14 protein-coding genes are annotated in these 20,800 nt (G+C 54.3%); 10 read left to right on the top strand and 4 right to left on the bottom strand.

Translation table 11 applies throughout. The features are described from left to right. Positions 1-258 precede the first annotated feature (258 nt). Positions 259-1,161, top strand: coding sequence for a lipid A hydroxylase LpxO (gene lpxO / locus JHD74_RS03515; protein WP_024529766.1), 903 nt, complete (start codon positions 259-261; stop codon positions 1,159-1,161). 53 nt (positions 1,162-1,214) lie between these two features. On the opposite strand, the gene chaA is transcribed toward lpxO, so the two are convergent. Both chaA and JHD74_RS03505 read right to left on the bottom strand, forming a co-directional pair. After that, positions 1,215-2,315, bottom strand: a complete 1,101-nt coding sequence (gene chaA, locus JHD74_RS03510) for a sodium-potassium/proton antiporter ChaA (RefSeq protein WP_024529765.1) — start codon at positions 2,313-2,315, stop codon at positions 1,215-1,217. A 309-nt stretch (positions 2,316-2,624) separates the two neighbouring features. Continuing rightward, positions 2,625-3,443 carry a siderophore-interacting protein gene (locus JHD74_RS03505; protein WP_065684235.1) on the bottom strand — a complete coding sequence of 273 codons (819 nt, stop codon included), beginning with the start codon at positions 3,441-3,443 and terminating at the stop codon, positions 2,625-2,627. Positions 3,444-3,949: 506 nt separating this feature from the next. Here JHD74_RS03505 and JHD74_RS03500 point away from each other — a divergent pair. The 3 genes from JHD74_RS03500 to JHD74_RS03490 all read left to right on the top strand — a co-directional run bounded on the left by JHD74_RS03500 (position 3,950) and on the right by JHD74_RS03490 (position 8,144). Next, the gene (locus JHD74_RS03500; protein WP_199061703.1) at positions 3,950-4,645 is read left to right on the top strand and encodes a gamma-glutamylcyclotransferase; all 696 of its coding nucleotides are present in this window, start codon (positions 3,950-3,952) and stop codon (positions 4,643-4,645) included. Between the two features lie 308 nt (positions 4,646-4,953). Further along, the gene (gene cbl, locus JHD74_RS03495) at positions 4,954-5,907 is read left to right on the top strand and encodes an HTH-type transcriptional regulator Cbl (RefSeq protein ID WP_065684236.1); all 954 of its coding nucleotides are present in this window, start codon (positions 4,954-4,956) and stop codon (positions 5,905-5,907) included. Positions 5,908-6,326: 419 nt separating this feature from the next. Further along, positions 6,327-8,144 carry a YchO/YchP family invasin gene (locus JHD74_RS03490; RefSeq protein ID WP_233169426.1) on the top strand — a complete coding sequence of 606 codons (1,818 nt, stop codon included), beginning with the start codon at positions 6,327-6,329 and terminating at the stop codon, positions 8,142-8,144. On the opposite strand, the gene narL is transcribed toward JHD74_RS03490, so the two are convergent. After that, positions 8,141-8,791: a two-component system response regulator NarL gene (gene narL, locus JHD74_RS03485; RefSeq protein WP_024529761.1), complete on the bottom strand. Its 651-nt coding sequence runs from the start codon at positions 8,789-8,791 to the stop codon at positions 8,141-8,143. The genes JHD74_RS03490 and narL overlap by 4 nt on opposite strands. 9 nt (positions 8,792-8,800) lie before the next feature. Beyond that, positions 8,801-10,585, bottom strand: coding sequence for a nitrate/nitrite two-component system sensor histidine kinase NarX (gene narX, locus JHD74_RS03480; protein WP_074028765.1), 1,785 nt, complete (start codon positions 10,583-10,585; stop codon positions 8,801-8,803). Positions 10,586-10,938: 353 nt separating this feature from the next. Between narX and JHD74_RS03475 the strand changes: the two genes are divergently transcribed. The 6 genes from JHD74_RS03475 (at position 10,939) to narI (ending at position 20,720) form a co-directional block, all read left to right on the top strand. Continuing rightward, positions 10,939-12,336: a NarK family nitrate/nitrite MFS transporter gene (locus tag JHD74_RS03475; RefSeq protein ID WP_024529759.1), complete on the top strand. Its 1,398-nt coding sequence runs from the start codon at positions 10,939-10,941 to the stop codon at positions 12,334-12,336. A 539-nt stretch (positions 12,337-12,875) separates the two neighbouring features. Next, positions 12,876-13,622: a winged helix-turn-helix domain-containing protein gene (locus JHD74_RS03470; protein WP_199061701.1), complete on the top strand. Its 747-nt coding sequence runs from the start codon at positions 12,876-12,878 to the stop codon at positions 13,620-13,622. Positions 13,623-14,018: 396 nt separating this feature from the next. Then, positions 14,019-17,780, top strand: coding sequence for a nitrate reductase subunit alpha (locus tag JHD74_RS03465; protein WP_098930724.1), 3,762 nt, complete (start codon positions 14,019-14,021; stop codon positions 17,778-17,780). Continuing rightward, a complete protein-coding gene (narH, locus tag JHD74_RS03460; RefSeq protein WP_199061700.1) occupies positions 17,777-19,321 on the top strand; it encodes a nitrate reductase subunit beta in 1,545 nt (514 codons plus the stop codon). Before JHD74_RS03465 ends, narH begins: the two co-directional genes overlap by 4 nt. Then, a complete protein-coding gene (narJ, locus tag JHD74_RS03455; RefSeq protein ID WP_199061699.1) occupies positions 19,318-20,040 on the top strand; it encodes a nitrate reductase molybdenum cofactor assembly chaperone in 723 nt (240 codons plus the stop codon). The genes narH and narJ overlap by 4 nt, the downstream gene beginning before the upstream one ends. Before the next feature lie 2 nt (positions 20,041-20,042). Beyond that, on the top strand, positions 20,043-20,720 hold the full coding sequence (gene narI, locus JHD74_RS03450) for a respiratory nitrate reductase subunit gamma (RefSeq protein WP_024485415.1): 678 nt from the start codon (positions 20,043-20,045) through the stop codon (positions 20,718-20,720). The last annotated feature ends 80 nt before the right edge of the window (positions 20,721-20,800 follow it).

Raw genomic sequence — 20,800 nt, 5'->3', positions numbered from 1 at the left:
CGGTATTTCTCCCCGTGTGTTCATTTACTCCCCCCAATCCGACTCTGATAAATCGTTCGATCCTTCCCTAGCGTAAATCCCATTCTCGTTTAAGCTTTGTGTAAATTTTTGCGGCTTTTTGTATAGAATTTTAGTTTCAATAACGTTAACTATTGGTATCTTCCGACCGTTAAACCGAGCTTAACGGGATAGGGAATCGTTGGGTGGTGTGCCGTGCTCGGCATACTCATGGTCGTATTTTGGGGTTCTGAAGTCATCATGAAATATATCATTCTGATTTTATTAATTTTGTGCGTTATTTACATTCATTATCGTGGCCGTGTTCGCTATCCTTTTTGGCGTCAGCTTTCCGACCATTCCACCTTTACCGCACCGCTGAACGTATTTATGTACCTGTTCTCACGGGTGCCGACCACGCCTTACCTGCAACCGGAGCAGTTTCCCGATCTTATTATCCTGCGTGACAACTGGCAGACCATTCGTGAAGAAGGGAAGCAATTGATGGAGATCCAGCAAATCAAAGCGTCGGACAAGTTTAACGACGCCGGATTCAACTCCTTCTTCAAAACCGGCTGGAAGCGCTTTTACCTGAAGTGGTATGAGGATAACCATCCTTCGGCAATGGCGTTATGCCCGCAAACCACTGCGCTGTTACGCAGCCTGCCTTCGGTGAAGGCCGCGATGTTTGCCGAATTACCCCATGGCAGCCGTTTGCCACGCCACCGCGACCCTTATGCCGGTTCGCTGCGCTATCATCTTGGCTTGATCACGCCGAATGATGACCGCTGCTTTATCGAAGTGGATGGCGAACGTTACAGCTGGCGTGACGGCGAAGGGGTGATGTTCGATGAAACCTATCTGCACTATGCCGAAAATCAGAGCGGGGAAAACCGTTTGATCCTGTTTTGCGACATCGAACGGCCAATGCGTTACCGTTGGGCGCAGGCGGTGAATCACTGGTTGGGGCGTAATTTGATGAGTGCTGCGACAGCACCGAATGAAGAGGGCGATCGTACCGGCGGCGTTAATCGGCTGTTCAAATATATCTATGCCGTGCGTAAGGTTGGCAAGCGATTAAAAGCCTGGAACAAGACGGGCTATTACATTATCAAATGGCTGCTGTTTGGCGGGATCGCCGCACTGATTTTCTTCGCATTTTAAATAGAACGGGGCGCAAATAATGCGCCCCGCTGATGTTTTGCAACCGCTTGGTATCAGGCAAATATCGTCATCATGTAAGCGGCAAACAGCGCCAGGTGCGCGGTGCCGTTCAACACGTTGGTTCTGCCGGTAGAGAACGAGATATGGCACAATATCAACACCGTCAGCATTACGACCATATGCGGTGGCTGCAGGCCGAAGATTAGCGTCTGGCCAGTCAGGGTGGCAATAATCGTTACCGCTGGCACCGTCAGTGAAATGGTGGCCAGCACCGAGCCGAAGAACAGGTTCATGGCGCGCTGTACCTGATTGTTCAACACCGCACGCAGAGCGCCCAACCCTTCCGGGGACAGGATAAGCAACGCAACCAGGAAACCGGTGAACTGGGTTGGTGCGTTCAGCTTGGTGAGCAAGCCCTCCAGCGGGTTGGCGTTGAATTTGGTTACGGCAATTACCGCGACCAGATGCACGATCAACCAGGCAGCATGCCACAGGCTGCTGTGGGACGAGGGTTTACCGTGGTGCGGGTCGCCATCGTCATCTTCATGTTCATAAACAAACAGGCTCTGGTGGGTCTTGGTCTGGATCAGCAGAAATACGCCGTACATCGCCGCTGAGATGGCCGCAACCAGCAGTGACTGGCCCACGCTGAAGTTGCCCCCAGGCAAGGCGCTTGGCAACACCAGCACGATGACCGCCAGTGGGAGGATCGCCATCAGGTACTGTTTGATACCGCCCAGGTTAACGTACTGGGTAGCAAACTTGCGCCCGCCGAGCAGCAGGGCAACCCCAACCAGTCCGGCAGTCACAATCATGATGATTGAATACAGTGTGTCACGCATCAGGGCCGGGGCCGCGTCGCCGGTTGCCATCAGGGCAGAAATCAGGCTCACTTCCAGGATTACTACTGAAAGGCTGAGGATCAGCGATCCGTAGGGTTCACCCAAGCGGTGGGCCAGTACGTCTGCATGGCGTACCACGCTGAAAGCACTGCTGAGGATACCGACCAGGGCAATAATGTTGATGGCTACGATCAGTGGGAAACTACTGGTACCGCTCCACAAGTTGAGCACAACCAGCGCGGCGATAGGGAAAATCAGGGAATACTCTGTGTGGCGAGATTTGGATCGGCCAGGATCGTTGTGCGACTTCATTACGGTACATCTCCTTCTCAAACTGCGTGGCCCGTCATCGCTGTTCACCTGCAGTTAGGGTCAGCGTATCCAGAAAGTTGTTAATAATAATAGGATACACTCTGCGCATGACGCTGAGTAATAATGTGATGTTGTGTTTAGTTTTTAGAAAGCAAAACTTTGCTTTATGCGATAAGAGTAACAAAAAAACCGCATTTGATGCGGTTTTTTTTACTTACTTTTACGTTAAACACCAGACATTACTTGTTAAACGCCTATAAATGGGGCTTAACCGGCATTTTCAACGGAAAATAAGGCAGATAATGGCGATCAGGAGTCAATGTTATCCATGATATCGTGCCTTTTCTGGTGGTAACCCTCCTCATTTAACCCTTCACGCCAGTAAGGCACCGCATAAAGCTGATTACGCTCACATTGGCACTCCCGACGCAGGTAACGACGCAGTTCGACCACCAAGCGATCCTCACCTGCCAGCCAGAACTGGGTGCCGCTTTGTGGCAGCGGCAAGGCGCAGAATTGCGTGATGAGATCGGCCGTTTTCTCCGTGCCACCAATGATCCAGCTTAGCTCAACACCGGCAGGTTTTTGCAGATCGATAACGTCCGCAGGGGTATCGACACGGATAAAAGCGTGGCCTTCGCTACGTGCAGGCAGGTTTTCCAGCAGTGCGGCGATGGCCGGTAACGATGAAGGATCGCCTGCCAGGCAGTAAAAGTCGGCTTCTGGCAACATTGGCTTGGGGCCGCCAGGGTTGCTGATACCAATTTTATCCCCCGGCTTGGCCTGACGTGCAAAGTTCACCGCTGGCCCGCTGTGGTCGTGCAGGGCAAACTCAATATCAATCTCACCCTGTTGCGGGCGAACGGCTCGAATAGAGTAGGTGCGAATTAGCGGGCGTACGGCATCGGCGGCCCACACCGGGCCCTTCTCGGTGAGCGTGGGCAGGTCTGGCTGCGTTTGGCCTGCGAGCGGTAAGAACACCTTGATATGTGCGGCAGCGGCTTCAGCAGGGTAAAAACGCAGGTCTGGCGCGCTGAAGGTGATACGGCGCAGGTGCGGCGTGATGTCGCGTAAACGGGCAACTTCGATCAAATAGGGGGCGCGGCTGCGTGGGGTTTCGGTTGTCACAGGACTCTCCTTTATCATTCTGCGGCTAGTATATCACGCCATTTGATAATGAGAATTGTTTGCTGGTTGGTATGGCGCATCAGGCCAAGCGGCGTGATCCGCCCGGATTGTATTTTTTTGCGGTTAAAACGCTGAGCTCTGTTAACAAAACGCAGGGGAAGAGTAAAGTTTTACGTCTATAATTATTATTGCTTCTGGGTACAAATACTTTTTCACATTAAATATGCTTGGAAACTTGATTGAAAGGTCAGAAAAGAATATGGTCATTTATACCCGTCGTCTTTCAAGTTGCAGCGTTGTTATCTGCACTTACCCACCCCAGTCACTTACCCAAAAGTAAGCTCCTGGGAATGAGTAAGCTTGTTGCCTAGCTGCAACTTGAAATCCATAGGGTATATATTTTTTGCTGGGCGGTGGAAATAAACCCGCCCCGAATCCCAAAAAAGAAATTGCATACACAGTGGCGAATGGTTTAGGGCAATCCTATTCCCAGGAGGTTGTATTAGGTGTTAACTCGAGATTTTCTGCAAAAAGCAGACTGCAAAACGGCATTCGGCACGATCGAAGAGTCGCTGTTGCTGACACCGGAACAGCGCTCGGCCTCACTGACATGTACGCTCTCCAGACGGCCGGATAATAGCTCGGTATGGGTTTTTGGCTATGGTTCACTGATGTGGAACCCGGTATTTGAATCCGAAGAGGTGCGCCCGGCGACGCTGCAAGGCTGGCATCGGGCATTTTGCCTGCGTTTGACCGCCGGGCGTGGCACGCTACATCAACCAGGGCGCATGCTTGCTCTGCAGGAAGGGGGGCAAACCACCGGTCTGGCTTTCCGCTTGCCGGAAGATAAGCTGCGTGAAGAGCTGGAACTACTGTGGAAGCGTGAGATGATCACCGGTTGTTATCTGCCAACCTGGTGTGAGCTGACGCTGGACGACGGCAGCGTCGTTACCGCCTTGGTGTTTGTGATGAACCCGCAGCATCCGCTATTTGAAGCGGATACCAGCCATCAGGTGATCGCTCCGCTGATCGCTAGCGCCAGCGGCCCGTTGGGCACCAATGCGCAGTATCTGTTTGCCTTGGACAACGAGCTGAAAAATCACGGCATGAAGGATGACTGCATCGGCGATCTGGTCGGCTATGTCCGTCAGTGGCTGCAACAAAACACCTCAGGGCCAATAGGTGGAGAAGCCACGGCCTGACCCTCAGTTACCGCCGGGGCGTCGTATTGCGCGCCCCAAAGGCTTCAACAACTCTCGCGTTGATATATCTTATCTCTCTAGGTAATAACTTTTTGCTGCATAAGTTATTTAACCATAATAACAAGATGGTTATTTATCTTGTTAATTTTAAAGCCATTTATAATTTTAAGAAAAGCAGTGATGAATTTTTAATGATAAAAAATGCACTTAGCATGAAAAGCTATAAGTAAAGATTATTCCTTATTTGTTCTGTCTGCGCAGACTCCGTATCAATATTGTTAACGGTTTTGGGGAGAGAAGGAGACGGAATGAATTTTCAGCAATTAAAAATCATTCGTGAGTCAGCGCGTTGCAACTACAACCTGACTGACGTCGCGAATGCGTTATTTACCTCACAGTCTGGGGTTAGCCGTCATATTCGTGAGCTGGAAGAAGAGCTGGGGATAGAGATATTTATCCGCCGTGGCAAACGGTTATTAGGCATGACTGAACCAGGCAAAGAGCTGTTGGTGGTTGCGGAGCGTATCCTCAATGATGCCAATAATATCCGCCGTCTGGCCGATGTGTTCAGCAGTAAAGATGCGGGGCAACTCCATATTGCCACTACACATACCCAGGCCCGCTACAGCCTACCGGGGGTGATTAAGGAGTTTCGGGCGCTGTATCCGCAGGTGCGCGTGGTGCTTAATCAGGGGAGCCCGGAGGAGATTGCCGCCATGCTGGCCTGCGGCGAAGCGGATATCGGTATCGCCAGTGAACGCCTGATGAGCGAAGAGTCATTGGCTGCTTTTCCCTATTACCGCTGGAACCATGCGATCCTGGTTCCGGAAGGCCACGAGTTGACACGCCAGCCGCTGGTCACGTTGGAAATGCTCAGTACGTTACCGTTGATTACCTACCGCCAGGGGATCACCGGGCGCTCACGGCTGGATGCGGCATTTAAAGCTGCGGGGCTGACGCCGGATATCGCGCTAAGCGCCCAGGATTCTGACGTTATCAAAACCTATGTTGAGTTGGGGCTGGGTGTGGGCATTCTGGCAGATATGTCGTTTGAAAAAGAGCGCGATCGTGGGTTGGTGAGCCTCAATGCCGAACATTTGTTTGAGCCTAATACCGTCTGGTTGGGCCTGAAACGCGGTCAGTTACAACGTAACTACACCTGGCAGTTTATCCAGCTATGTAATCCCACTTTGTCGCTCACGGAAATTAAAGAGAAAGTGTTCTCCGATCAGTTGGAACCGGTTATCGACTATCAGATCTGAGGCTGTAATGCGCTGGAATGGTGCAAACGCGCCATATGACTGTGCAATAGTGAGGGGTGGATTACAGATTGCACGGCAATAACCTTCTAAAATCTGTAGCTTGGCAAACTGGCATGCCAACTGCTTACTTTAAAACGCGGAAACATTGAATATCCGTGATGAATTTCAACAGGCGTCCGTGCAGCACGTTTGCCCCAATGGTGGAATGTGCTGTTCGGACGTCTTTTTTATCGCGGGTAATACCCCTTGGTTGAAAGCCTCGATTACAGCTTTTTCCGATGGCTTCTTTTTGCCGATCGCTTACCCTATGGCCTCAGGTTGCATTATGCTGTGCGACAGTTTTTTTCTACCGGCCGGAACGGTAGCGCCAACGAGGTGAGTTTGCCATGCGGCAAGGAAGACGAAGGGCAAACGTGGTTATGACCAAGGTTATTCAGCAAAAGATGTCACAGTTGTTATCCAGCACGCGCTTACTCGGGTTATTAGCTTTACCGGTGATGATGTTTAACGCCCAGGCGGAAGCTCCCCCGGCAGGAGCTGGCGTGGCTGGCGCCCAGGCAGAGGCATCCGTTGCAGCGAAAAGCGAAGCTGAGTCCACGGTGGAAGCTCCCTCTATCGGGACGAGCGTGATTGACGATCTGGCTAAAGCGCCACCGACAGCAACAGTAGAAACCCAGACGGTAGTACCACCGGCGGCGGTAGCAGAAGTTCAGGCAGTAGCACCTGCAGCAGAAGCAGAAGCCAAGGCAATAGCACCACCACCCGCAGAGGCCCAGACCATTGCCCCACCGGCGGTGGCAAATGCGGCGGACATCCCTGCGCAAGTGCCTGCGGCCGTAACTTCGGTAGAAAAGCCAGCGGCAGTAGTCAGTGAGGTCAAGACGCAAGCATCTCCGGCGCAAGAGCTACCGGAGCTGGGCAGCGCTGGCGTCAACGATGCCGAAAAAGAAAAAGAGTGGGCAACGCGGGCGAAAAAGCTGGCTGAGCAGAATCTTAACCAGATATCCAGCGAGCGGGCACGTGCCGATGCAAAAGACTACCTGGCCAACCAAGCCACCTCGACCCTACAGCAAGAGAGCGAAGAGCTGCTTTCACCACTTGGCACCGCTAAACTGTCGCTCGCGGTCACACCTGAAGGGGATTTTACCGGCAGCAGCGGTCAGTTGTTCAGCCCGCTCTATGACGTTGAAGGTTTGTTGACCTACAGCCAGGTGGGTTATCTGCAAAAGGCCAACGGTTCACAGGGTAATTTTGGCCTGGGGCAGCGCTGGATGGTGGGGGATTGGCTGCTGGGCTACAACTCCGTGCTCGACACTGATTTCCAGAATCAGCGCAACCGTGGCAGCATCGGTGCCGAAGCCTGGGGGGACTATCTACGCTTGTCGGCCAACTATTACCACCCGCTGTCGTCATATTCTCCACAGGCAAATAGTGCCGTCTTTCTCGGCCGTCCGGCGCGTGGCTACGACATTACCACGCAAGGTTATCTGCCGTTTTACCACCAGCTTGGGGCCTCACTCAGCTTTGAACAGTATCGTGGCGACAGCGTCGATCTGCTAGGCAATGGCAACAAACAAACCGATCCTAGCGCTATGCAGGTGGGGCTCAACTATACGCCGGTCCCGTTGGTCACGGTCAAAGCCTTGCACAAACTGGATAATGTGGGCGACACCCAGGACAAGGTCGAGCTGGCCATGACCTACCGCCTTGGCGTACCGCTGATCAAACAGATTTCTCCGTATTACGTGGAACAGGCAAAATCATTGCGCGGTAGCCGCTATGACAGCATTGAACGTAATAATGTGCCGGTGCTGGAGTTCCGCGAAAGCAAAACGTTGCAGGTGTTTCTGGCGACGCCGTCATGGAGCCTGAATCCAGGGGAAACCCTGCCGCTGGTGCTGGAAATCAAAGCGGCCAATAAGATCACCGCGGTCAACTGGCAAGGGGATACTCAGGCTGTCAGCTTGACGCCGCCGGCGAATATCAACGATCCGCAGGGATGGACCTTGACGGTGCCCGCGTGGGATGAGACGCCAGGGGCCAGCAATCACTACCAACTGTCCGTCACCCTTGAGGATGAAAAGCAGCAGAAAGCCACCTCGAACTGGATCACGCTACAGGTTACCGCTCCCCTGAGCTTGTCTATTGAAGGGGAGCCTGGGTTACCGCCGCCGCAAACCCTGCAGCCACCGGCAATCCCTGCGGTTACCGGGCCGTTGCACCCACAGGGTAACTAATCTTTCTTATTGCCCAACACCCAAACGGCGGCTTCTACGCGGGATTTCAGTTTCATCTTCTTCAGCAGGTGTTTCACGTGCACCTTGACGGTACTCTCGGTGATGGTCAGTTTACGGGCGATCAGCTTGTTTGGCAGGCCCTGCGCGATCAGCTTGAGGATATCCCGCTCGCGCGGGGTTAACTGCTGGATGTCGCGTTCTACCGCCGGGCGGTTTTCCCGCAGGCTGGCCGCCAGCACTGGCGTCAATGCTTCGCTCAGTACCATTTGCCCTGCCGCCGCCTGATGCAGCGCCTTGAGCAGTTCCTCTGGTTCCATATCTTTCAAGAGATAGCCATCGGCACCGCGTTTTAGTGCGCTAACCACATCGTCTTCATGGTTGGAGACGCTGAACACCACCACGCGGCCGGAAAGGGCGATTTGGCGCAGGCGATCCAGCGTTGCCAGGCCGTTCATTCCGGGCATGTTCAGATCCAACAGGATCAGGTCGGGATCGTGCAGCTCAGCCAGCTCCACCCCTTGTTCGCCATTGCTGGCTTCGGCGATGACTTGTAGCCGCGGATCCATGCTAATCAACTGCTTGACGCCGTTACGCAACATGGGGTGATCGTCAATCAGCAGTATGGTGGCAGCTTCTTCGGTCGTCATAATATTTCCTTATTCGATAGCAGAGTTATCCGGACGGAACGTCACCCGTACTTCGGTGCCGCCGCCGCTGCATGGCAAGATTTCGCACTGGCCGTGCAGGCTTTTGGCGCGATCGCGCATGATGATCAGGCCGTAGTGATCGGGCCGTTCGCTGATATCTGGCAGGCCGCGGCCATTGTCGCTGACGCTTAGGGTGACTTCCCCCTTAAGGTTTATCACCCGAATCGTGACCTGGCTGGCCTGCGCGTGTTGGTGAATATTACTCAATGCCTCACGCGCGATCTGCAGCAGGTGGATCGCCTGATAGGCCGGTACGCTACGTGGGCCTAACTGATAATCGAGTTCGATGGTGATCCCCAGCCGCTGATTGAATTCTTGCACCGTAGACTGTAGTGCCGCCAGCAGACCAGGTTCGGTCAATCGCAGGCGGAAGGTGGTTAACAGCTCGCGTAACTGGCGATAGGCGGCACTGATCTCTTCACGCATCTGTTGCACCAGCGCCAGGCTGGCCGGAGGAAGTTCGCCCCCCTGCATTTGCAGGCAACTGGTCTGCATTTTCAGGCAGGTGAGGGATTGAGCGATGGAGTCGTGTAACTCGCGGGCAATCGCGGCCCGCTCCTCCATCAACATCAACTGCTGCTGGTGGTCAACCTGGCGTTCTATCGCCAATACGCTGGTCAACTGCTCCATCAGGGTATTCATCAACTGACATTGCTCATCGCTTAGCCGTTGTTCTGGATCATGTTGAGCGACGACGATGCCATAATTGCCCAGTTGGTCACTCAGGCTCCAGCTAAGAGAAGGATGGCCCTGACTATGCGGCTGATGTTCGCTTAAGCAGGCGCTACAGACCGGATTATGGCAATACTCCGGCCTCAACGGCTGGTTACCGCTTAATTGCAGAAACTGTTCCTGGCTGTTGTTTTCATACAGCCGTACCTGGATGCTGTGTAGCGGCGTCAGCGTTTGCAACTGGTTGAGGATCGGCGTCAGGCGGCTACAGATCGGCTCGCTGGTGTGTAACTGGCGGCTGGTGCGATACAGAAAGCCCAGCACCTGATTTTTCTGTTGCAGGTCGGCGGTCTTTTCTGCGACACGTTGCTCCAGCCTGGCATAGATGGTGGCAAGCTCGTCGGACATGGTGTTAAGCGCAGCGCCGAGGGAAGACATTTCGTCCTGATGCCCACGTTGGGCAAAGCGGTGGCTGAAATCACCGCGGCCAACCGCCAGTGCCAATGCCACCAATTGACGCCAAGGGTGCAGCAAACGGCGGCGTAGATAACAGATGGTGCCGACCAGCAGCAACAGCGTCAGGGCGATAAATCCCCCCTGAACCAGCGTCACCATCAACAAGCGCCGTTCGGTTTGATGATCGATATCGGAAACCAGCTTGTCCAACAGGCTGACAAAATGGGCCACTTGGGGGGCCGCATCGGCGGGGCGTTGTGCTTGGCGCAGCCTTGGTTGCAACTGGTTTAGCCAATAGTCACGCAGCGTCAGCAACTGTGGGGTTAACCCTTCGCGCTCCAGCGCCTGCTGCAAGTCGCGGCTGGTTTCATCCTGATCCAGTCCCTGCATCAGGAGGTCACTGTGGGCATCCAGAGGAACCTGGGAGAGCAGACGGTAGCTCTGCATCCTTAGGGAGCCTGCTTTGTTGATGGCATGGGCATTGCCCTGAATGCTTTGTGACATCCAGGCGGAAATACTCATTCCGGCGATACCCAGCACTCCCAACAGTAGCATTAACAGGGCAACCTGGTTAACGATGGAAAGCGGAGCCAGCAAGCGTTTCATCGAATACGCATCTCCCATAGAGCAGCAGAAACCAGAGAGGAGATACCTGCAACTCCGGCCGCCAAATTACGTCAATAGCAGCCATTTTTCCTCATCCCCCGGCGTAACCCCATACCCCTAACGAAGTACCCCTTAGTTTCCTGCAGCCTGAGCCATTGCCAAACCTTTCTCACTACTGTGGTATAACCTGCTGAATACCAATAGATTAGCTAGCCTTGATTGGCTACTCACTAAGGGATGCATGAGGTTTTTCCGCCATGAGCTACCTGCTTGCTCATTGATTTGCGTCAACTTTACCGTTTGAGGGGATCAACTAGGGTGTGCGCAGTTATCACCGTGTTTCTGAGGTTATTATGTCGCAATCTGCAACGCCTTTAGCAAAAAAAACGGGTGCGGTTATTCAGGACTGGCAACCTGAGAACAGCGAATTCTGGCAGCAGAGTGGGCACCGCATTGCCCGCCGCAACCTGTGGATCTCCATACCCTGCCTGTTGCTCGCCTTCTGCGTATGGATGCTGTTCAGCGCCGTGGCGGTTAATCTGAACAAGGTGGGTTTTAACTTCACCACCGATCAGCTGTTTCTGTTGACCGCATTGCCTTCGGTTTCCGGCGCGATCCTGCGCGTGCCGTATTCCTTCGTGATCCCGATGTTTGGTGGCCGCCGTTGGACAGCCATCAGCACCTGTTTCCTGCTGGTGCCTTGCCTGTGGCTGGGCTATGCGGTGCAGGATCCGACCACTTCATTCAACGTATTTATCATTATTGCGCTGTTGTGTGGGTTTGCTGGGGCCAACTTTGCCTCCAGCATGGCGAACATCAGCTTCTTCTTCCCGAAGGCTAAGCAGGGTGGCGCGTTGGGGCTGAATGGCGGTCTGGGAAATCTGGGTGTCAGCGTGATGCAACTGGTGGCTCCGTTAGCCATCTCGCTCGCCATGTTTGGCTTCCTGGGTGGCACTGGGCAGACACAGCCAGACGGCAGCCAGTTGTGGTTGGAAAACGCCGCCTGGATTTGGGTGCCTTTCCTGCTGGTGGCAACGCTGGCAGCCTGGTTCGGTATGAACGATTTGGCCGCCTCAAAGGCTTCTTTGCGCCAACAGTTGCCGGTACTCAAACGGGGGCATCTGTGGGTTTTGAGCCTGCTGTATCTGGCAACTTTTGGTTCCTTCATTGGTTTCTCTGCCGGTTTTGCCATGCTGGCGAAAACCCAGTTTCCGGACGTGGTGATCCTGCATTATGCCTTCTTCGGGCCGTTCCTTGGGGCGCTGGCTCGTCCCGTGGGTGGGGCGCTTTCCGATCGCTTTGGCGGTATTCGTGTGACGCTGCTGAACTTTATCGTCATGGCTATTTTCGCTGCCTTGCTGTTCATGACCTTGCCGGGTAGCGATCATCAGGGTTCATTTATGGCCTTCTATGGCGTGTTTATGGTGCTGTTCCTCACCGCCGGGTTGGGCAGCGGCTCGACCTTCCAGATGATCGCCGTGATATTCCGTAAAATCACCGTGGACAGAGTGAAAGCCGAAGGAGGAAGCGATGAGTTGGCACAGCGCGAGGCAGTAACCGATTCGGCTGCGGCTTTGGGCTTTATCTCGGCGATTGGTGCGGCAGGGGGGTTCTTTATTCCCAAGGCGTTTGGTACTTCGCTGGCGTTGACTGGCTCACCGGCTGGGGCGATGAAGATCTTCCTGGTGTTTTATATTCTGTGTGTCGTGGTGACCTGGGGCGTTTACGGCCGTAAAAAGGTTTCACGCTAGTTTGGTTAAGCGGAGGCGGGCTGCGCACCCCTTCGGTCGAACATGTGCGACGCTTACCCATTCAGCAACATTACCTGTCAGTAATCTGACACTCCCCGCTTGCCGGGGAGTGTTTTGCTTCTCAATTCCTACAGGTTGTTTCACTGATAGCCAATCGGTGAATTCATCGCTATCTTGCCAGAACCAGACTGTGCAATATTACCGACAATTGGCATTTCTTGGGTATATATTAATATAGCCTTTATTTTGTTGAGTAATGATAAGATGATTCCATTTTTATCTATTGTGAAATCTTAATGTCCACTGTGTCATCAGAAAAGAAAACCCCTAATCCTTGGTGCGGGTGTTTATGTCTGAATTATCCATTGTCTAGGAGATGGATGGGTTTTTCTCAATGGGTTGCATGATTTCACTAAGTTATGAAAAATAGGTGAAATATAAATTAAGTCTATTTCACTGAGTTTATATTTAAATTCTTGAACATTTTTTCATATTTCTATACAAATGAGAACGCTATGGACTCATAAGGGAAATGAAAAGTGGACGCTGAAAAGGAAATAAAAATCATAAATTTTGATGTTTTGCTCCCCTCCAGGCAGCGTTCACGCCTGCGTTGGAAAGAGCTTCAGATCCTTTCCCTGCTGGTTAACCGGTCGCCTGAGTTGGTGAGCCGTTCAGAAATCATTGAGACTATCTGGAAAGGCACCTATTGCTCAGACTCGACAATAAATCAGACGATTAAGTCCATTCGCCAGAAAATTGGCGACACGGAACATGCTCTCATCAGGACCATTCCTCGTCTTGGTTATAAGGTGGAAGATAAAACGATTTTTAACTTTATATCGACAGGGGAATCTGCCGTCGCTACGGAGATTATTCCTGGGAATGATGATGCTGAAACTTTCAATAGTGATCTATCTGAGGGTAAATTAAATCATATGGCCGATGAAATTATTGAAAATGCAACGGTGTCGGAAGGTTATTCCCTCATGAGTCCGATATTAAGCGAAACGGCTTTGGCTGATTCCAGGCGAAACACGCTAACGCCGTGGGGAAGAATATTGAAGTATCTGGCGGCGTTTATTGCACTGTTGACGGTTTCACTTTTATCCTATGCATTGGGCAGCCGAACCAGGCCTGCAATACAGTATGAGCAGCCCAACAGCCCTCGTATGGTCCTTTCTTTTTCATTAGACACTTCCCCTGGTGTTAATCCCCAGGCGCTGAACTGCGTATATCTGGCGGGAAATGAAAATGAAATGCGGGTTGAATGCCGCACTCGATAGCAGGGAGCCCCCTCCAAGCTGTTTAAGATAGAAGTATTAAACTGCGCAAGATTATCCCGATTAAGCTCGCTCACACATCCGTTTTACTGCCACTACCCCCAAATTTCCGTTTCAGGAGGTTCGCCAGGCGCTTATCCCTGTAAATCTATTATTCTTGTTTTATTACAGTTAGATAGCGTTATTTTTAACGATCATCCTTTAGTGGTATTTCCACCTTTCCCCACGTTTTCCCTCACTGATTCCCTTGATCGCAATCAAGTTACGCCCGGCAGAGCATCAGTAGCCTTGGCCGCAGATTGAGCAATGTCACTTGGCAACTTCTTACAACAACATACCCGTCGTCTTTCAAGCTGCGGCTTGAAATTCGAGTGTAACGAGCCTTCAGGAGAACTCCGGATGAGCAAATTTCTAGATCGGTTCCGCTACTTCAAGCAGTTGGCCGAACCTTTCTCTGGCGGCCATGGCCAAACGCTAAACACCAACCGCGATTGGGAAGACGGTTACCGCAGCCGCTGGCAGCACGACAAAGTGGTGCGCTCCACCCATGGTGTTAACTGCACCGGCTCCTGTAGCTGGAAAATTTATGTGAAAAACGGCCTGGTCACCTGGGAAACCCAGCAGACTGATTATCCACGTACCCGTCCAGATTTGCCCAACCATGAGCCCCGTGGCTGCCCACGCGGTGCCAGCTATTCCTGGTATCTCTACAGCGCCAACCGCCTGAAATATCCGCTGATGCGCAAACGCCTCATCAAGCTATGGCGCGAGGCTAAAGCCTTGCATAGCGATCCGGTTGATGCCTGGGGTTCGATCGTTTCCGACCCGGAAAAAGCCAAAAGCTACAAAGTGGCTCGTGGCCGCGGTGGATTTGTCCGCTCCAGCTGGCAGGAAGTCAATGAACTGATCGCTGCCTCCAACGTCTATACCGCCAAGACCTTTGGCCCGGATCGTATTATCGGCTTCTCGCCGATCCCGGCGATGTCGATGGTGTCTTACGCGGCGGGGGCTCGTTACCTATCGCTGATTGGTGGCACCTGCTTGAGCTTCTACGACTGGTACTGCGATTTGCCACCGGCCTCGCCGATGACCTGGGGCGAGCAGACCGACGTGCCGGAATCCGCCGACTGGTACAACTCCTCGTATATCATTGCCTGGGGCTCCAACGTGCCGCAAACGCGCACTCCGGATGCCCACTTCTTCACCGAGGTTCGCTACAAGGGCACCAAAACCGTCGCAGTGACGCCAGATTACGCGGAAGTGGCCAAGCTATGCGACCAGTGGCTTAACCCGAAACAGGGTACCGATAGCGCCATGGCGCTGGCGATGGGCCACGTGATGCTCAAAGAGTTCCATCTGGATCGTGAAGTTGGTTATTTCCGCGACTATGTACGCCGCTACACCGATATGCCGATGCTGGTGTTGCTGGAGCCGCGTACCGAAGGTTATTACGCCGCTGGCCGCCTGCTGCGCGCCGCCGACCTGGTGGATGGCCTTGGCCAGGAAAACAACCCCGAGTGGAAAACCGTCGCGCTGGATCAGACCAGCGGTGAACTGGTAGCGCCGCAGGGCTCTATCGGTTTCCGTTGGGGTGAGAAGGGCAAATGGAACCTGGAACAGCGTGAAGGTAAAGCCCAGCAGGATGTGGAGCTGCAACTCAGCCTGCTAGGCAGCCATGATGAGGTGGTTGACGTTGGCTTCCCATACTTTGGCGGTGCCGAGAGTGAGCATTTCAACAGCGTGGCGTTGGACGACATCCTGCTGCACAAACTGCCGGTAAAACGCCTGCAACTGGCGGACGGCAGCCAGGCATTGGTGACCAGCGTCTACGATCTGACGCTGGCTAACTACGGCCTGGATCGTGGCCTGAATGATGCCAACTGCGCCAACGGTTATGATGAAGTCAAAGCCTATACACCAGCCTGGGCAGAACAGATCACCGGCGTCTCACGCCATAACATCATCCGCATTGCGCGGGAGTTTGCCGAAAACGCCGAGAAAACCCACGGCCGCTCGATGATTATCGTTGGTGCCGGTGTCAACCACTGGTATCACATGGACATGACCTATCGCGGGCTGATCAACATGTTGATCTTCTGCGGTTGCGTTGGCCAAAGCGGCGGCGGCTGGGCACACTATGTCGGTCAGGAAAAGCTGCGCCCACAAACCGGTTGGATGCCACTGGCCTTTGGCCTGGATTGGCAACGGCCGGCTCGCCATATGAACAGCACCTCGTTCTTCTACAACCACTCCAGCCAATGGCGTTACGAAACGGTCGGCACCGAAGAGCTGTTGTCACCGATGGCGGACAAGAGTCAGTTTGCTGGCAGCCTGATCGATTTAAACGTGCGTGCCGAGCGCATGGGGTGGCTGCCATCGGCACCGCAACTGGACACTAACCCGCTGCATCTGGCCGCTCAGGCCAAAGCGGCCGGTCAGACGCCGCTGGATTTCACCGTGGAGAGCCTGAAACAGGGCAGCGTTCGCTTTGCTGCCGAACAGCCGGATAACCCGCAGAACTTCCCGCGTAACCTGTTCGTCTGGCGCTCCAACCTGCTGGGCTCCTCCGGCAAGGGGCATGAATACATGCTCAAATACCTGCTGGGGACCGAGAATGGCATCCAGGGCCAGGATTTGGGCCAGCAGGGCGGCGTAAAACCACAGGAAGTCGAGTGGTTGGATAACGGCGGCGAAGGCAAGTTGGATCTGGTCGTGACGCTTGATTTCCGCATGTCCAGCACCTGCCTGTATTCCGACATCGTGCTGCCTACCGCCACCTGGTACGAGAAAGACGATATGAATACCTCGGACATGCATCCGTTTATTCATCCGTTGTCTGCGGCTGTCGATCCTGCCTGGGATTCCAAGAGCGACTGGGAGATCTACAAGGGGATCGCCAAAGCGTTCTCCGAGGTGTGCGTTGGCCATCTGGGTCAGGAAACCGACATTGTTACGCTGCCGATCCAGCATGACTCCGCCGCCGAACTGGCGCAGCCCTACGGCGTGAAAGACTGGAAGAAAGGCGAGTGCGAGCTGATCCCGGGTAAAACCGCGCCACACATCATGGTGGTCGAACGCGATTATCCCGCGACCTACGAGCGCTTTACCTCGCTCGGTCCGCTGCTGGACAAGCTTGGCAACGGGGGGAAGGGCATCAGTTGGAACACCCAGACCGAAGTCGACTTCCTGAAAAAGCTCAACTACGTGAAGACCGAAGGCCCGGCAGTTGGGCGGCCTAAGATCGAAAGTGCTATCGATGCGGCGGAAGTGATCCTCTCGCTGGCACCGGAAACCAATGGGCAGGTGGCGGTGAAAGCCTGGCAGGCACTGAGCAACATCACCGGGCGCGATCACACCCATCTGGCGCTGAACAAGGAAGACGAAAAGATCCGTTTCCGCGATATTCAGGCCCAGCCGCGCAAGATCATCTCCAGCCCGACCTGGTCTGGTCTGGAGGATGAACACGTCTCTTACAACGCCTGCTACACCAACGTGCATGAGCTGATCCCATGGCGCACCCTGAGTGGCCGCCAGCAGCTTTATCAGGATCACGAGTGGATGCGTGCGTTCGGGGAAAGCCTGCTGGTCTATCGCCCGCCGATCGACACCCGTGCCGCGCAGCCGTTGCTGAATAAAAAGCCAAACGGTAACAAAGAGAAGGCACTGAACTTCCTGACGCCGCACCAGAAGTGGGGCATCCACTCCACCTACAGCGACAACCTGCTGATGCTGACCCTGTCACGCGGCGGGCCAATCGTCTGGCTGAGTGAGGACGATGCCAAAGATCTGGGCATTGAAGATAACGACTGGATCGAGGCCTTCAACGCCAACGGAGCGCTCACCGCCCGTGCGGTGGTCAGCCAGCGTATTCCTTCGGGGATGACCATGATGTATCACGCGCAGGAACGTATCGTGAACATTCCAGGCTCGGAAATCACCAGCCAGCGCGGCGGGATCCACAACTCGGTGACCCGCGTGTGTCCTAAACCGACCCATATGATCGGCGGCTATGCGCAGCTGGCCTACGGTTTTAACTACTACGGCACCGTCGGCTCGAATCGCGATGAGTTTGTGGTGGTGCGCAAAATGGACCATATCGACTGGTTAGACGGCGAAGGTAACGACTACGCGCAGGGCAGCCAGCAGGAGAAAGCCAAATGAAAATTCGTTCGCAAGTTGGCATGGTACTCAACCTGGACAAGTGCATCGGTTGCCATACCTGTTCGGTGACCTGTAAGAACGTCTGGACCAGCCGCGAAGGCATGGAATATGCCTGGTTCAACAACGTGGAAAGCAAGCCGGGCATCGGCTATCCCAACGCCTGGGAGGATCAGGACAAATGGAAGGGCGGCTGGATACGCAAAATCAACGGCAAGCTGGAGCCGCGCATGGGTAACCGCATTGGCCTGCTGTCGAAGATCTTTGCCAACCCGGATGTTCCCGCGCTGGACGATTATTACGAGCCGTTCGATTACGACTACCAGAACCTGCATACCGCCCCGCAGGGCAAGCATCAGCCGATCGCCCGTCCGCGCTCGCTGATCACCGGCCAGCGGATGAACAAGATCGAAAGCGGCCCAAACTGGGAAGAGATCCTCGGCGGTGAGTTCGACAAACGTGCCAAAGACAAAAACTTCGATAACATGCAGAAGGCGATGTACGGCCAGTTCGAAAACACCTTCATGATGTATCTGCCACGCCTGTGCGAGCACTGCCTGAACCCGGCCTGTGTGGCGACTTGTCCGAGCGGTGCGATCTATAAACGCGGCGAAGACGGCATTGTGCTGATCGATCAGGATAAATGCCGTGGCTGGCGGATGTGCCTGACCGGCTGCCCGTACAAGAAAATCTACTTCAACTGGAAGAGCGGCAAATCCGAGAAGTGCATCTTCTGCTACCCAAGGATTGAGGCTGGCCAGCCGACCGTTTGTTCGGAAACCTGCGTGGGGCGTATCCGCTATCTCGGCGTGCTGCTGTACGATGCCGACCGCATTGAACAAGCGGCCGCGACAGAGAACGATAAAGCTCTGTATCAGAGCCAAATGGATATCTTCCTCGATCCGCACGATCCGGCGGTGATTGAGCAAGCGTTGAAAGACGGTATCCCGCAAGGGGTGATTGAGGCTGCACAGCAGTCGCCGGTTTACAAGATGGCGATGGACTGGAAGCTGGCGCTGCCGCTGCACCCGGAATATCGCACTTTGCCGATGGTGTGGTATGTACCGCCGTTGTCTCCGATCCAGTCGGCTGCGGATGCCGGTGAGTTGGCCCACAACGGCATACTGCCTGATGTCGAAAGCCTGCGCATCCCGGTGCAATATCTGGCGAATCTGTTGACCGCCGGGGATACCGCTCCGGTGCTGTTGGCGCTAAAACGGATGTTGGCGATGCGCCACTACAAGCGGGCAGAAACCGTGGACGGCGTGGTGGACACCAGTGCGCTTGAGCAGGTGGGGCTGACAGAAGCGCAGGCGCAAGAGATGTATCGCTATCTGGCGATCGCTAACTACGAAGACCGTTTCGTCGTGCCTTCCAGCCACCGTGAACTGGCGCGCGAAGCCTTCCCGGAAAGCAAAGGCTGTGGCTTCAGCTTTGGCGACGGTTGCCACGGCAGCGACAGCAAATTCAACCTGTTTAACAGCCGCCGCATCGATGCCATCGACGTGACGCAGAAAACCCCGCGCAAGGAGGATGCCTCATGATCGCTCTGCGAATTATTGCCCGCCTGCTGGATTATCCTGAGCAGGAATTGTTTGACCATCAGCAAGAGCTGGTGGAAGCCCTGGAACCGGCCTGTGAACTGGACTTGCATCACAGCGCCCAGTTGATTCTGTTTATCCGCCGCTTCTGTGCCCGTCCGTTGCTGGATGTGCAGGCGGAGTATTGCGAGCTGTTCGATCGCGGCCGTGCGACTTCACTGTTGTTGTTTGAGCATGTTCACGGTGAATCCCGCGATCGCGGCCAGGCTATGGTCGATCTGATGGCGCAATACCGCGAAGCCGGGCTGGAGATCGACAGCCGCGAACTGCCGGACTTCCTGCCGCTGTATCTGGAGTATCTGGCTAACCGCAACAAAGAGGAAGCTCAGGGCGGATTGCAGGATATCGCCCCCATCCTGGCCCTGCTGGGGGCTCGCTTGCAACAGCGTCAAAGCCCGTATGCGGTACTGTTCGATCTGCTGCTGGTGTTGTCTGCTAGTGGCGTTGCAGCCAAAAGTTTGCAGCCACAAGTTGCCGGTGAAACACGTGACGACACGCCACAGGCACTGGATGCCGTCTGGGAAGAAGAACAGATCAAGTTTTTGGGTGAGCAAGGCTGTGCTTCGGCGCAGCAAGCTACTCACCAGCGGCGGTTTGCTGGGGCGGTAGCACCACAGTATCTGGATGTGGGCTCGATGACCACAGCAACCAAAGGACGCTAATCATGCACTTTCTGACGCTTTTCTTCTTCGATATCTATCCGTATATCGCCGGAGCGATCTTCCTGATCGGTAGTTGGCTGCGTTACGACTACGGGCAATACACCTGGCGTGCTGGCTCCAGCCAGATGCTGGATAAAAAGGGCATGCGGCTGGCCTCTAACCTGTTCCATATCGGCATTCTGGGCATTTTTGCCGGGCACTTCCTCGGTATGCTGACGCCGCACTGGATGTATGAATCTTTCCTGCCGATCGCCGTGAAACAGAAAATGGCGATGTTTGCCGGTGGGGCCTGTGGCGTGATGATGTTGGTGGGCGGTGTGCTGTTATTAAAGCGCCGTTTGACCAACCCACGTATCCGCGCCACCAGTAGCGTGGGGGATATCCTGATCCTGACGTTGCTGGTCGTTCAGGTGTGCCTGGGGCTGTTGACCATTCCGTTCTCTGCTCAACACATGGACGGTAGCGAGATGCTGAAGTTGGTCGCCTGGGCGCAAGCGGTGGTGACCTTCCATGGCGGTGCAGCTCAACATTTGGAAGGGGTTGCACTGATATTCAAGATCCATATCGTGCTCGGCATGACCCTGTTCCTGATATTCCCGTTCTGCCGCCTGGTGCATATCTGGAGCGTGCCGGTGGAATATCTGACTCGCCGCTACCAGTTGGTACGTAACCGCCGTTAATTCCCCACGTTATCCAGCGGCAAGGTCTTTGGACGTTGCCGCTGTTCTATTTCCCTCGTATTGCTGCTTAACCAACACCC

The organism is Serratia sp. ASV30 (genome assembly GCF_016428815.1).
GTDB lineage: Bacteria > Pseudomonadota > Gammaproteobacteria > Enterobacterales > Enterobacteriaceae > Chania > Chania fonticola_C.
This window is presented reverse-complemented; position numbering and strand designations above follow the sequence as displayed.

Coding starts and splice junctions, on each gene's coding strand:
- lpxO (WP_024529766.1), top strand. CDS start 259: ATGAAATATATCATTCTGATTTTATTAATTTTGTGCGTTATTTACATT.
- chaA (WP_024529765.1), bottom strand. CDS start 2,315: ATGAAGTCGCACAACGATCCTGGCCGATCCAAATCTCGCCACACAGAG.
- cbl (WP_065684236.1), top strand. CDS start 4,954: ATGAATTTTCAGCAATTAAAAATCATTCGTGAGTCAGCGCGTTGCAAC.
- JHD74_RS03490 (WP_233169426.1), top strand. CDS start 6,327: ATGACCAAGGTTATTCAGCAAAAGATGTCACAGTTGTTATCCAGCACG.
- narL (WP_024529761.1), bottom strand. CDS start 8,791: ATGACGACCGAAGAAGCTGCCACCATACTGCTGATTGACGATCACCCC.
- narX (WP_074028765.1), bottom strand. CDS start 10,585: ATGAAACGCTTGCTGGCTCCGCTTTCCATCGTTAACCAGGTTGCCCTG.
- JHD74_RS03475 (WP_024529759.1), top strand. CDS start 10,939: ATGTCGCAATCTGCAACGCCTTTAGCAAAAAAAACGGGTGCGGTTATT.
- JHD74_RS03465 (WP_098930724.1), top strand. CDS start 14,019: ATGAGCAAATTTCTAGATCGGTTCCGCTACTTCAAGCAGTTGGCCGAA.
- narH (WP_199061700.1), top strand. CDS start 17,777: ATGAAAATTCGTTCGCAAGTTGGCATGGTACTCAACCTGGACAAGTGC.
- narJ (WP_199061699.1), top strand. CDS start 19,318: ATGATCGCTCTGCGAATTATTGCCCGCCTGCTGGATTATCCTGAGCAG.
- narI (WP_024485415.1), top strand. CDS start 20,043: ATGCACTTTCTGACGCTTTTCTTCTTCGATATCTATCCGTATATCGCC.